The 13,077-nt window shown below is 26.2% G+C and carries 13 protein-coding genes and 1 other annotated feature; of the genes, 12 read left to right on the forward strand and 1 reads right to left on the reverse strand.

What is annotated here, in order from left to right; genetic code table 11:
• Positions 1-72 precede the first annotated feature (72 nt).
• The 8 genes from BN346_RS16715 to BN346_RS16750 all read left to right on the forward strand — a co-directional run bounded on the left by BN346_RS16715 (position 73) and on the right by BN346_RS16750 (position 8,794).
• Positions 73-333 carry a hypothetical protein gene (locus tag BN346_RS16715; RefSeq protein WP_040330115.1) on the forward strand — a complete coding sequence of 87 codons (261 nt, stop codon included), beginning with the start codon at positions 73-75 and terminating at the stop codon, positions 331-333.
• Positions 334-948: 615 nt separating this feature from the next.
• Positions 949-1,644, forward strand: coding sequence for a DUF8091 domain-containing protein (locus BN346_RS16720; protein WP_040330116.1), 696 nt, complete (start codon positions 949-951; stop codon positions 1,642-1,644).
• Between the two features lie 305 nt (positions 1,645-1,949).
• A complete protein-coding gene (locus BN346_RS16725) occupies positions 1,950-3,452 on the forward strand; it encodes a YjjI family glycine radical enzyme (protein WP_040330117.1) in 1,503 nt (500 codons plus the stop codon).
• A complete protein-coding gene (locus BN346_RS16730) occupies positions 3,442-4,281 on the forward strand; it encodes a YjjW family glycine radical enzyme activase (protein WP_040330118.1) in 840 nt (279 codons plus the stop codon). The genes BN346_RS16725 and BN346_RS16730 overlap by 11 nt, the downstream gene beginning before the upstream one ends.
• A gap of 102 nt (positions 4,282-4,383) precedes the next feature.
• Positions 4,384-4,628 (forward strand) — a binding site (T-box leader).
• A 119-nt stretch (positions 4,629-4,747) separates the two neighbouring features.
• Positions 4,748-6,139, forward strand: coding sequence for an asparagine--tRNA ligase (asnS, locus tag BN346_RS16735; protein ID WP_040330119.1), 1,392 nt, complete (start codon positions 4,748-4,750; stop codon positions 6,137-6,139).
• Between the two features lie 403 nt (positions 6,140-6,542).
• Positions 6,543-6,989: a YtxH domain-containing protein gene (locus BN346_RS16740; RefSeq protein ID WP_051540470.1), complete on the forward strand. Its 447-nt coding sequence runs from the start codon at positions 6,543-6,545 to the stop codon at positions 6,987-6,989.
• A 446-nt stretch (positions 6,990-7,435) separates the two neighbouring features.
• On the forward strand, positions 7,436-7,771 hold the full coding sequence (locus BN346_RS16745; protein ID WP_040330120.1) for a hypothetical protein: 336 nt from the start codon (positions 7,436-7,438) through the stop codon (positions 7,769-7,771).
• A 171-nt stretch (positions 7,772-7,942) separates the two neighbouring features.
• Complete coding sequence (locus BN346_RS16750) at positions 7,943-8,794, forward strand: YitT family protein (RefSeq protein ID WP_040330121.1); 852 nt, start codon at positions 7,943-7,945, stop codon at positions 8,792-8,794.
• Between the two features lie 312 nt (positions 8,795-9,106).
• Here the strand turns inward: BN346_RS16750 and BN346_RS16755 are convergent, their stop codons facing one another.
• Positions 9,107-9,277, reverse strand: a complete 171-nt coding sequence (locus BN346_RS16755) for a DUF362 domain-containing protein (protein WP_040330122.1) — start codon at positions 9,275-9,277, stop codon at positions 9,107-9,109.
• Positions 9,278-9,791: 514 nt separating this feature from the next.
• Between BN346_RS16755 and ymfI the strand changes: the two genes are divergently transcribed.
• The 4 genes from ymfI (at position 9,792) to BN346_RS16775 (ending at position 13,074) form a co-directional block, all read left to right on the forward strand.
• Positions 9,792-10,532: an elongation factor P 5-aminopentanone reductase gene (gene ymfI, locus BN346_RS16760; RefSeq protein ID WP_040330123.1), complete on the forward strand. Its 741-nt coding sequence runs from the start codon at positions 9,792-9,794 to the stop codon at positions 10,530-10,532.
• 83 nt (positions 10,533-10,615) lie between these two features.
• On the forward strand, positions 10,616-10,924 hold the full coding sequence (locus BN346_RS16765; RefSeq protein ID WP_040330125.1) for a hypothetical protein: 309 nt from the start codon (positions 10,616-10,618) through the stop codon (positions 10,922-10,924).
• A gap of 61 nt (positions 10,925-10,985) precedes the next feature.
• The gene (locus BN346_RS16770) at positions 10,986-11,678 is read left to right on the forward strand and encodes a response regulator transcription factor (protein WP_040330126.1); all 693 of its coding nucleotides are present in this window, start codon (positions 10,986-10,988) and stop codon (positions 11,676-11,678) included.
• A 1-nt stretch (position 11,679) separates the two neighbouring features.
• Complete coding sequence (locus BN346_RS16775; RefSeq protein WP_040330127.1) at positions 11,680-13,074, forward strand: sensor histidine kinase; 1,395 nt, start codon at positions 11,680-11,682, stop codon at positions 13,072-13,074.
• Positions 13,075-13,077 lie beyond the last annotated feature (3 nt).

Below are 13,077 nucleotides of genomic sequence, written 5' to 3' on the forward strand. Positions count from 1 at the left end.
AATACTGATTTTTTTATTTTAATATGATATTATAAAAATATATACTAGTCCATAAAAGTGGAGGTAATAGATATGGTAATATTAGATCTTTATTTAGTAACTATTATATTTAGTATATTGACAATAATGTTGATTTTTTATGCACTAAATAACAATGAAGAATTTCAAAATAAAATGTTAGATACAATGATGAAAAGTGAAGAGAGTGGACAAGAACCACCACAGAGTAAAGTTGTTGATTTTATAGTTTCAATATATTTTTTTGTACCAATTTTAAATATTATTGCGTCTATAGCTCTTTTAACTACTTTATATAGTAAAAAGCAAAACTAAATGCTACAAAATATACTTTGTAGTATCTAGTTTTGCTTTTTATTTAAATAAATATATAAATTTTTAATAGAGGGTTCCAAGTTCATCTTCATAATTATTAGTTCCAAAACTTGGATACCCTTAAGAGTGAGACTAGCTCAGAATCATTTTATAGTAAGTATTTCTTTTGAAAGCAATATATTTACAGCTAAAAAAATAGTTTTGAATTCGAGCTTGTTTCCCTATATATATAGGAATCCAAGTTGAAACTTTAAGTTATTCATGTTTCGGTTGAGAAAGTGCTATACAAAATTAACAATTAACGATAAACAATTAACAATGAAGGATAAAACTGAAAGCTCAGTTTTTTATGGATTTTTAAAATAATTTGTAGAACAAATTAATTAAGGATTATATAAAAACTTAGTTTTTATGGACGTCTATTCAAAAATATTAAGAACGAAGTGAATAATATTAACTACCATTGTTAATTGCTAACTCTTAGTTTTTAATTGGTTTCAATCATGATATAAGAATAAACTATAAGATTAGTATTATCATTTGAAAAAGAGATTATTTTGAATTTAAGCTTAGAACCCTATAGTTTGAAGTTTTTATAGTGAGGATGTAAATATTATGACACAAAAATTAAAAGATACTATTAGAATAGGACAATTAAAAGAAAAGTCAGTACATAAAAGTTTAAAAATGATTTACAAAGATAGTGGACAAGTTGAGGTTGAAGTACTAGGATATATCGTTGATGTTTTAAAAGAAAACACTATATATGAGATACAAACAAAAAATTTTTATAATATAAAAGAAAAAATAATTAATATATGTAAGGAACATCCTGTAGTATTAGTTCACCCAATAGCAATAGAAAAATATATTGTTACAGTGGATGAAAATGGGAATGAAATATCAAGAAGAAAATCACCTAAAAAAGGTAATAGATTAAATATTTTTGATGAGTTAGTATCAGCACCAGAATTTATAAAAGAAAAAAATTTGACTATACAAGTTTTACTTATAAAAAAAGATGAATATAGAATTAAAGATGGAAAGGGATCATGGAGACGAAAAGGAGTGTCTTTACTTGATAATGATTTGGTGGAAATAGTAAATGTAGTTGAATTTAAATCAATAGATGATTATATAGAGATAATTCCTAGCTATTTGTATGAGTTTACAAATAAAGAACTCTCAAAAGAACTTAATATATCGATTAATTTAGCAAGAAAAATAACTTATACTCTAAGAAAAGTAAATGTTTTAGATGGGAGTACTAAGCGAGGAAGGGAAATTTTATACAAGATAAACAAAAATTAATACAATAAACATATGTTTAAAAATATCGATATTTGTAGTATAATGAAGATAGTAGTATAGCATAAAAAAGAAAGTATACTACACTTTCTTTGAGGTTTACTATAAATTTGATATTCTTTTACAGTAATGGTCAAAGTTGTTGAAATTTATTAAAGAATAATTAATTTTCACAAAAAAACTGTAAATAATCAATATTATTTAATAAAAATTATTGTAAAAGTTAGAAAAAAACAATATACTTAGGTTAAATCTAAAGAAAAGTTAAAAAGTTTATACATAAATTTTATAAGATGGAGTGATTAAGTATGGATATGGAAAAAGAAGTATTATCAATAATTCAAAATAACACATTAACTTATCAAATGAAAGTTATATCATTAGCTAAATTAGCAGAGAATAGCATAAACATATTAGATATAAGTGACGAAATAAAGGAATATATGAATGATGAGATAATTTGTGATTTAGGTGAAGGAAATGCACCTTATAGACCAAGATACATTGTTCCTGATTATGAAAAATTTATGAAAGAAGGAAGCAAATTTTTAGGGTTAGAACCAGCTAAAAATATATGGGAAGCTACACATAACTTATTAATGCTATATAAGCATGTTCCGTCAGTAACTACATTTCCAGTATATGTTGGAAATATAGATACACTATTAGAACCATTTGTGAAAGATGAAGAAGAAGCATATAATGCTATAAAATTATTTTTAATGCACATAGATAGAACTATAACAGACTCATTCTGTCATGCAAACATAGGACCTATAGATACAAAAGCAGGAAGATTAATTTTAAAAGCTGAAAGGGAACTTCAAAATTCTACACCAAATATTACGCTAAAAGTTAGTGAGGAAACTTCAGAAGAACTTATGATTGAATCAGTTAACACAGCTTTAAGTTGTGCAAAACCAAGCTTTGCAAATCATGAAATGTTTACAAATGATATTGGTAACTATGCTATAGCAAGTTGCTATAATGGTTTAAATATAGGTGGAGGTAGTTATACATTAGTTAGATTAAATCTAGGAAAATTAACATCGAAAGTTAAAACTGTAGATGATTTATTTAATAAAGAGTTACCACATTCTATGGAACTTATGTTAGATTTAATGGATAAGAGAGTTAATTTTATAGTAGAAGAAAGTGGATTTTTTGAATCAAACTTCCTAGTTAAAGAGGGATTATTAGCAAAAGATAAATTTACAGCTATGTTTGGAATGGTAGGACTTGCTGATATGGTAAATCATTTATTAGGAGCGGAAAAACAAGAAGATAGATTTGGATATTCTAAAGAGGCTAATGAATTAGGACTTAGAATAGTTGAAAAAATGCAAGAAATAGTAGATGCTCATGAAAACAAATATTGTCTAGGAAATAATAAAAAGTATGTTTTACATGCACAGGTTGGATTAGATACAGACAAAGGTGTAGCTCCAGGATGTAGAATTCCAATAGGAGAAGAACCATCAATGCTAGAACATTTAATGCAAAGTGCACCATACCATAAATATTTTCCATCAGGAATAGGTGATATATTTAAATTTGATGAAACATCAAAAAGAAATCCAAAGGCCATAGTTGATATAATAAAAGGAGCATTTAAATTAAATATAAGATATATATCTGTTTATTGTGAAGATTGTGATGTTATAAGAATAACAGGATATTTAGTTAAAAGATCAGATATAGAGAAACTAGAAAAAAATGAGCAAGTTTTAAATGATACTGTTGTTTTAGGATATGGTGCAGCTAAAAATGCAAAAATATTAGAGAGAAGACTAAGACATAATGAAAACTAAAGCTTTAGTTAATAAAATAATTCCATTTAGCTCAGTAGATGGAGAAGGAAATAGGATGGCAATATTTCTTCAACAGTGTAATTATAATTGTTTATATTGTCATAATCCTGAAACTATAAATTTATGTATAAATTGTGGGAAGTGCGTAAGTGAATGTAAGTATGGAGCACTTTCCATAGTCAATAAGAAAGTTAGTTATGATAGAAGCAAGTGTAAAAATTGTGATGCTTGTATAGCTGCATGTAGTATAAATAGTACTCCTAAAACTACAGAAATGACAGTAGATGAAATAATAGAAGAAATTAAGAAAGTTCAAATGTTTATATCTGGAATAACAGTTTCAGGGGGAGAATGTACTCTTCAAAGTGATTTTCTTATAGAACTATTTAAAAAGGTAAAGGAATTAGGATTAACAACATTTATTGATACTAATGGATCAACAAATTTATATAAAAATGAGGAATTACTAAAAGTTACAGATAAAACTATGATAGATTTAAAAGCATTTAATGCAGATGAAAATAAGGAATTAACTGGACTTTCCAATGAGATAGTTATAAAGAATATCGAAGAACTTACAAAGCTTCATAAAGTTTATGAAATAAGAACAGTAGTAGTACCAGAACTTTTAGATAATGAATATACTGTTGATATGGGAAGTAAGCTTATTGCTAAATTAGATGAAAATATAATATATAAAATTATTAAATTTAGACAGTTAGGCGTTAGAGAAGAGCTTTTAAAAGCATACACACCTAAACAGGAATACATGGAAGAATTAAGAAAAATTGCAATTGAAAATGGTGTAAAAAACGTAGTTATCGTATAATATATTGAAAAATGTATATAATAATTAGTGATTTTAACAGTTTTAGGTCTTGACATTTCAATTGTGTCAATATAAAATCATATTAAGAATTCAAATTTAAATAAAAAGACGATGAAGAGAAGAGTAGATGTAAGAGGTAATTAAAGCGAGTTGACGATGGTGTGAGGTCAATATGAAACTTATGTTGAAGAACATCTTGGAGTTTCTAACCGAAATTGTAAAAGAGTAGGCTTAGACGGATTCAAACCGTTATAATTTTGAACAGTATCGATAAAAATCCGTACTGGTAGAGTGGTCATTTATGACAATTTGGGTGGTACCGCGAAATAATACCTTTCGTCCCTATTTGGGATGAAAGGTTTTTTTATTTACCCAAAATTAATTTGTTTAATTTAAAAATATTAATATATAAAGTATTTTATGCAAGGTATGTTGAATATGCCTAAATCAAGAAGGAGGAATAAATATGGAAAAGGTAGTTGTAAAACAACTTTACAGAGAACAAGAAAAATATGCAGATCAAGAAATAAGTATAAGTGGATGGATTAGAACATTAAGAGCTTCTAAAAACTTTGGGTTTATAGAAATTAATGATGGTAGCTTCTTTAAAAATATTCAAGTAGTATTTGAAGAGGAATTAGAAAATTTCAAAGAAGTATCAAAATTAAGTATAAGTTCATCTTTAACAGTAGAAGGAAAACTTGTTTTAACACCAGGAGCTAAACAACCATTTGAATTAAAAGCAACTAGAATTGAAATAGAGGGATTATCAGACAATGATTATCCACTACAAAAGAAAAGACATAGCTTTGAGTTCTTAAGAAGCATAGCTCATTTAAGACCAAGAAGTAACACATTCTCAGCTGTGTTTAGAGTTCGTTCATTAACAGCATTTGCTATACACAAATTTTTCCAAGAAAGAGGGTTTGTATACACTCATACACCAATAATCACTGGTAGTGATTGTGAAGGTGCTGGAGAAATGTTCAGAATTACAACTATGGATTTAGATAATGTTCCTAAAACAGAAGATGGAGCAATTGATTACAAGCAAGATTTCTTTGGTAAAGAGACAAATTTAACAGTTAGTGGTCAACTTGCAGCAGAAGCATATGCATTAGCATTCAGAAATGTATATACTTTTGGACCAACATTTAGAGCAGAAAATTCAAATACAGCAAGACATGCTGCAGAATTCTGGATGATAGAGCCAGAAATAGCATTTGCAGATTTAATGGATGATATGGAACTTGCTGAAGATATGATAAAATATATTATAAATTATGTTATGGAAAATGCTCCAGAAGAGATAGATTTCTTTAATAGTTTTGTAGATAAAGGACTAAAAGAAAGATTAATGCATGTTGCAAGTTCAGAGTTTGGTAGAGTAACTTATACAGAAGCAGTTGAAATGCTTAAAAAATCAGGAAAAGAATTTGAATATCCAGTTGAATGGGGTATAGATTTACAAACTGAACATGAAAGATATTTAACAGAAGAAATATTTAAGAAACCAGTATTTGTAACTGACTATCCAAAGGAAATAAAAGCATTTTATATGAGAATAAATGATGATAATAAAACAGTTGCAGCTATGGATTTATTAGTACCAGGAATAGGAGAAATAGTTGGAGGAAGCCAAAGAGAAGAAAGAATTGATGTATTAGAAAGCAGAATGGCTGAATTAGGACTTAAAAAAGAAGATTACTGGTGGTATTTAGAACTAAGAAAATACGGTGGAACTAAACACGCTGGATTTGGATTAGGATTTGAAAGAATGATAATGTATATGACTGGTATAAGCAATATAAGAGATGTAATACCATTCCCAAGAACAACAGGAACAGCTGAATTCTAAAAAATACTATATGAATAATAATAAGAGGGCAAAGATTTAATTTTGCCCTCTTATTAATTTTAATGCTTTTTTATTTTATATAATATAAATTTATATTTTTGAAACTTTATAGTATTTAAAATAGTAAATAAAAAATATTATATTATAATCAGAAAATAAATAAAAAAGGAAACACTGTAAATTTAAAGTTAAGTTTTAAAATAAAGAAAATTATATGAAAAAATGTTTATATAATTAAAGTTTTATGATAATATAGATATATTAGTAGTAATATTTTAGAAATTATTAAAAAAATATCTTATAAAATATAAATAAAATTAAAAAAATACGAATAAAGAATATATAAGATGTCCAAGCTTAAAATACTTAGCATCAAACAAAAATATATTTTGGAGGTAGTTTTATGGGATTAGTATCTGATATGAAAAGAAGAAAAATAGAACTGGAAAAGAAAGAGAAAAAGAGACAAAGAAGAAAAATAGCTATGACTGCAGCAGCAAGTACTACATTAGGGCTTATAGGAGGAATGTTATTAGCACCTAAGTCAGGAAAGGAAACAGTTGGAGATATAAAAGATAAAGCTAAAGAAGCTAATGATTTATTAAAAGATAAATCATTAGAATTAAAAGAAAATGTAAATGAAGCTAAAGAAAAAATAAGTGAATATATAGTTGAAAAGAAAAAATCTATGTGTAAATGTGATTTAGAGTCAGATGAAAATATTGAAGAAATTGTTGAAGAAGCTTTAGAAGAAGCATTCAAAGAAGTGATTAAAGAAGAACATAACATAGTTGATGATGAAGAAACACTTGGAGAAATTCCACAGGAAAATATGGAAGAAGAAAAATAAGATTAACATTGAGAGTGTTCAAGTTTTTAAATTAATAATTTAAAAGATAAATTTGAAATTCTATATATAGGAATATAAGTTTAAACTTTAAGTTATTTATGTTTTAGTTGAGAATTTTAATTTTAAGTTTTAATCTATATTTTTAAAAATTGACAATGGACAATTGACAGTGGACAGTGGACAGTGAAGGTGAAAATTGGATTTCCAATTAGTTAAAAACAATATAAAAACATAGTTTTTATGTATTTCTATTTTAAATATTAGGAATGAAATGAGTAATATTAACCATAACTGTCAATTATCAATTATCAATTTTCAATTGTCAACTGGTTCCAAATATAAAAATAGCAATAAACTGTAAGCTTAATAATATCATTTGATAAAGATGTTATTTAAAATTTTAGCTTGGAATCCTATATTATCACAAGAAATAAGGTGAAGTTTTAATGTATATATCAGTTGAAAATTTATTTTTTATAATACTAAGTATACTTGGTGGAACAGCATTAGTATTTTTAATTATTTTCTTAAGTAAAGGAATAAAGTTCCTACAAAATTTAAATAGTATTATAGAAAAAAATGAAGGAAATGTAACTAAAGTTATTGATTCATTGCCAGAAGCGGCAGAAAACATAGTAAATATAACTGATAATGTAAAAAATGTTAGTGAAGCTGTAAATGATGTTACAGAGGAAGTTGTTGAAACAAAAGACAGTTTGACTGAATATTTAAAGATAGGAAAAGACATATTTGCAATAGTTAAAGATGTATTTAGCAAGTAAGGATAATCATGGGAAAATTTTTTCTCATGATTTTTATTGAAGTTTTTTAAATGTTAACATTCTATTAACAAAAAATATATTACAAAATTAAACTATATGAAGAGTATTATTATGAACTAATGAAAATAATAACATTAATAGATGATGTTATTATACTGAAAGGAGAGAATTATGAGTAAGAAACTATTTAAAGAGTTATTTTTTATAACTATTGGATTAATATTTTTAGCAGCTGGATTATCTATATTTTTGGTTCCTAATAACTTAGCAGCAGGTGGAATATCAGGTATAGCCATAGTAGTAAATAATTATATACCAGCATTAAGTGTTCCAGTAATAATGCTAGGGTTAGATGTTATTTTATATATAATTGGATTTATATTTATAGGAGCGAGTTTTGGAGTAAAATCAATTTATTGCAGTTTAATGTTGCCTACATTAATGGCTGTAATACCAAAAGTACTTGGTTTAAATGGACCAATTGTAGATGATTTATTAATTAATTTAGTTTTTGGTATTATAATAGGTGCTGTAGGAATGGGAATTATATTTAATCAAGATGCATCAACTGGTGGTACAGATATAATAGCAAAAATACTTAATAAATATTTAAGATTAGATATAGGTAAAGGATTACTTATTACAGATTTTTCTGTAACATTAATGGCAGTTGCAGCCTTTGGACCGATGATAGGTATGTATTCTTTACTTGGTGTTATAATTAATGGATTTACAGTAGATTATATAATTGATGGATTTAATGTAATTAGAAAAGTTGAAATAGTAAGTTCAGAAAATGAAAAAATAAAGAAATTTATAATGGAAGAGTTAGGAAGAGGAGCTACAGTGTATGAGGCTAAGGGTGCATATACTGAGGAAAGAAAGCAAGTATTAACAGCAGTAATGGACAAGAAAGAGTTTATAAAATTAAGAGGATACATAAGAGAAAATGATAAAAATGCATTTGTAATAATATACAATGTTCATGAAACTTTAGGAGAAGGATTTGGAAGCATAGTATAAATTTAATTACATATAATAGATAAACAAATTTTAATTTATAAAAAATTTTTGCAAAATTTTAATTTAAATTAAGTTTTTGAATTTAACATCATTTAAAATATGTTTAGCTATTAAAGGAATTACAGTTCAAAACAATTATAAAACAAATCTTCAAAAATTAATTTTGTAATAATTTTATATTGCTACACATTTATAATTATAATGTGTAGCTTTTTTACTTTAAATGTAAAATATAAGCTTGTACAAAACAAAAGGCTGATTTTAAAAAAAATCAGCCATTTCCTATTAAATATAATAGGTTAATATGTTAAATTATTCTTGAGCTGGAGCTCCAACTGGACAAACGTTAGCACAAGCACCACATTCGATACAAGTGTTAGCATCTATAACATATAATCCGTCTCCTGCACTTATAGCGTTAACTGGGCATTCTGCTTCACAAGCACCACAGCTAATGCAAGCATCAGCGATTTTGTAAGCCATAATACAAACCCCCCTTACTACGATTTCTAGTTAATAATATCATAAATTTCAATAATAATAAAGGCTTTATCTAAATATTTTGAAGTTTATCAATAAATGGTATAATATTTATTGATAATAATAAAAAGTAAAATAATAAATATACATAAATATAGTGTTAATAGGGATACAAGTCTAAACTTTAAGTTATTCATGTTTCAGTTGAGAATTCTAATTAGTTTAATTGAAAATTGAAAGTGAATGTAAAAATTGGATTTCCAATTTAAAAGAATGATTTTTTATTAAATTTTCAAAGCAAATTATTTAAACGTAATATAAAAACTAGTTTTTATATATTTCTATTTTGGGATATTAGGAACAAAGTGAGTAATAGCTACCATAACTTTTCACTCTTACTTCTTAGTTCTTAATTGGTTCCAAATATAAAAACATGAATAAATTTCAACTCTAGAATTATCATTTGATAAATGTATTATTTAAAATTTGAACTTGGAACCCTATAGTAGGAGGAAAAATGAATTTACAAGGTAAGATTGCAATAATTACAGGTGCAAGTAGAGGAATAGGAAAAAGTATAGCTTTAGAGTTAACTAAAAGAGGTGCTAGTGTTGTAATTAATTATAAAGATAATGATGAAGCTGCAAGGAAAACATTAGAAGAAATAAAAGAAATTGGAGGGTATGGTATTTTAGTAAAAGGTGATGTATCAAATTATGAATTTTGTAATGAATTAGTAACCAAGACACTTAATACTTTTAGTAAAATAGACATATTAGTAAATAATGCAGCAATATCTAAAGTTGGATTATTTATAGATATGGATGAAAAAGATTTTGATGATATAATGAATATTAATATTAAAGGAATATTTAATATGTGTAGAAATGTTTGTCCACACATGATAAGTAGGTCCCAAGGTAGCATAATAAATATTTCTTCAATGTGGGGAAATGCAGGTGCAGCTTGTGAGGTGATTTATTCTACATCAAAAGGTGCAGTAAATTTATTTACTAAAGCACTAGCAAAAGAATTAGCACCAATGAATATAAGAGTTAATGCGGTAGCGCCGGGAGTAATAAATACAGAGATGAATTCATTTTTATCTGATGAAGAAATGAATGAGCTTATTAATGAAATACCAATAGGTAGATTAGGAGAAGGAAATGAAGTGGCTAATACTGTTGCTTTTTTAGCATCTAAGGAATCTTCTTATATAACAGGTCAAATAATTAATGTAGATGGAGCTTTTTTATAAATTTTTTCTATTGAAATTAAATTGAAACAAACTTATAGTATAATAATAATGCTAAGTTTATATAGGAAGAGGTGAATACAAGAATGAAAGGTAAAAATATAATATATGTAATATTAGGTATTATTCTTATTATAGTTTTAGGACCATCAATATTAACCATATTTGGTACGATTATAAGTGGTATTTTTACTATAATAGCTTTTGTTATATTAGTAGCCGTTTTAGGGCTTGTATATTTAAAATATAAAGCTAAAAAGGAAATTAATAAGTCTAATGAGAATTATAGTCAATACAACTATTCTAACAAAGAAAATTTAGGTACAGAAGAAAATGATAATGATGATTCTGTGATTATAGATGTTGATTATAAAGAAGTAGATAATGATAAGTAAAGTCACAGAAGTTTATGTGACTTTTTATTATATAAAAAATTAGAGAAAGGTGATATTGAGAATGGAGAAAATCTTAATTGTTGAAGATGAAAGTTCAATTAGAAAGTTTTTAAAAATAAGTTTAAAAAGAGAAAATTTTATAGTTATAGAAGCTGAAAATGGAGAAGACGGAGTTCAAAAAGCTAGAGAAGAAAATCCTGATATAGTTATACTGGATGTTATGTTAGGCAATGGAATTGATGGGTTTAAAGTATCTGAAATTTTAAAAAAGGAATATCCAGAGATGGGTGTTATAATGCTAACAGCAAGGGGGCAAGATACAGATAAAATTCAAGGATTAAGTTTTGGGGCAGATCATTATCTAGTAAAGCCATTTAACCCCATGGAATTAATTGCTATTATTAAATCCTTGCTTAGGAGATTAAAACAAACCAATAAAGATAAAAATAGCAACATGTTATTATCTGGAGAATTTAAAATAGATTTATATAGTAAGAAAGTATATAAAAATGGTGAAGAAGTAGATTTAACACCAAAAGAGTATATGCTAGTTAAAATGTTTATTGAAAATAAAGGAAAGGCATTTAGTAGAGATGAACTTTTAGATATGGTTTGGGGATATAATTATGTAGGTGATAATAAAATTGTAGATGTTAATATAAGAAGACTTAGAAGTAAAATAGAAACTAATGCTTCTGAACCAGAATATATTGAGACTGTTTGGGGTACAGGATATAGATGGAAGGAGATATAGATTGGCTTCAATAAAAAGTAAAATAGCGGGTGGATATTTAATTAGTATAATAATTACTATTGTATTTGTGGAAATTATAGCAATAGTAGCAATCAGAAGTTACTATTATAGGAGTCTTGAAGAAAGATTAACAAATCAAATATCCATTTCGAGTAATTTCTATAATACGTATTTTTATAATTCCACACTAAGAAGCAATGTTGCAAATGATGTAGATTTATTCTGGGAAGATACAGATGTTAAAGCACAAATTATTGATAAAAATGGAAATATAATAATGGATTCACAAGGAGAAATTTTTGATAAAATAGAACGAAATGATAACTTTAAAAATTTAATAAGTGGAAAAAACAGAATGTATAAGGAAAAGACAGATATAAATGGTGTATCAGTAATTAGTGTATATATGCCATTGTATTATAATAGTGAGATTGATGGAGTACTAAGGTTTATTTCATCAACAGAAAATATAAAAACAAGTATAATTAAGTTATCTAAATATGCAGTAATGTCAGGTATAGGAGTTGTTATTTTATCAAGTTTTGTAAGTGTTTTAATTTCTAATAGCGTAAGCAGACCATTAAAAAATATATCTGATGGTGCGGAGAAAATGGCTAAAGGAAACTTTAAAGAAAAAATTCCTAAGTTTGCAGATGATGAATTAGGAAAGTTATCAGATACATTAAATTATATGTCAGAAGAAATTCTTAAAAATGAAAAAGTTAAAAATGAATTTATTGCATCTGTTTCACATGAACTTAGAACGCCTCTTACTTCTATAAAAGGATGGTCTATAGTTTTAAAATCATCTGATTTTGAAGATGAAGAAGAAATTAAAGAGGGATTAGATATTATAGAGCAGGAAGTAGATAGATTAACATATTTAGTTGAAGATCTTTTAGATTTTTCAAAATTATTATCAGGAAATATAACTTTGAAAAAGCAAAATACTGATATGGAAGAGTTAGTTGAAAGTGTGTGTAGACAAGTAAATCCTAGAATTAGGAATGAAGGCTTAGGGTTGTCATTAAAAATAGATGGTCAAATACCAATAGTAATGGTTGATAAAAATAGGATAAAGCAAGTGCTTATAAACATAATTGACAATGCAATTAAATTTACTGATAAAGGTGGAAATATAGGTGTGCATTTAAGAGCAGATGAAAATAATATATATATGTCAGTAAAAGATAATGGAAGTGGAATTAGCAAGGAAGATTTACTGAAGGTTAAAGAGAAATTCTATAAAGGTAATAGTTCTAAATCTAGTAATGGAATAGGGTTATCAGTATGTGAGGAAATAATGGAGTTGCATAATGGAAAGCTAAAAATAGAAAGTGAAATAAATATAGGGACAGAAGTTACCCTTAGTGTACCTATAAAATTATTATCATAGAGG

This window comes from Clostridium ihumii AP5, assembly GCF_000612845.1.
In the GTDB taxonomy this organism is placed as follows: domain Bacteria; phylum Bacillota; class Clostridia; order Clostridiales; family Clostridiaceae; genus Clostridium_J; species Clostridium_J ihumii.

Coding starts and splice junctions, on each gene's coding strand:
- BN346_RS16770 (WP_040330126.1), top strand. CDS start 10,986: ATGGAGAAAATCTTAATTGTTGAAGATGAAAGTTCAATTAGAAAGTTT.
- BN346_RS16750 (WP_040330121.1), top strand. CDS start 7,943: ATGAGTAAGAAACTATTTAAAGAGTTATTTTTTATAACTATTGGATTA.
- BN346_RS16730 (WP_040330118.1), top strand. CDS start 3,442: ATGAAAACTAAAGCTTTAGTTAATAAAATAATTCCATTTAGCTCAGTA.
- ymfI (WP_040330123.1), top strand. CDS start 9,792: ATGAATTTACAAGGTAAGATTGCAATAATTACAGGTGCAAGTAGAGGA.
- BN346_RS16740 (WP_051540470.1), top strand. CDS start 6,543: ATGGGATTAGTATCTGATATGAAAAGAAGAAAAATAGAACTGGAAAAG.
- asnS (WP_040330119.1), top strand. CDS start 4,748: ATGGAAAAGGTAGTTGTAAAACAACTTTACAGAGAACAAGAAAAATAT.
- BN346_RS16745 (WP_040330120.1), top strand. CDS start 7,436: ATGTATATATCAGTTGAAAATTTATTTTTTATAATACTAAGTATACTT.
- BN346_RS16720 (WP_040330116.1), top strand. CDS start 949: ATGACACAAAAATTAAAAGATACTATTAGAATAGGACAATTAAAAGAA.
- BN346_RS16725 (WP_040330117.1), top strand. CDS start 1,950: ATGGATATGGAAAAAGAAGTATTATCAATAATTCAAAATAACACATTA.
- BN346_RS16715 (WP_040330115.1), top strand. CDS start 73: ATGGTAATATTAGATCTTTATTTAGTAACTATTATATTTAGTATATTG.
- BN346_RS16755 (WP_040330122.1), bottom strand. CDS start 9,277: ATGGCTTACAAAATCGCTGATGCTTGCATTAGCTGTGGTGCTTGTGAA.
- BN346_RS16765 (WP_040330125.1), top strand. CDS start 10,616: ATGAAAGGTAAAAATATAATATATGTAATATTAGGTATTATTCTTATT.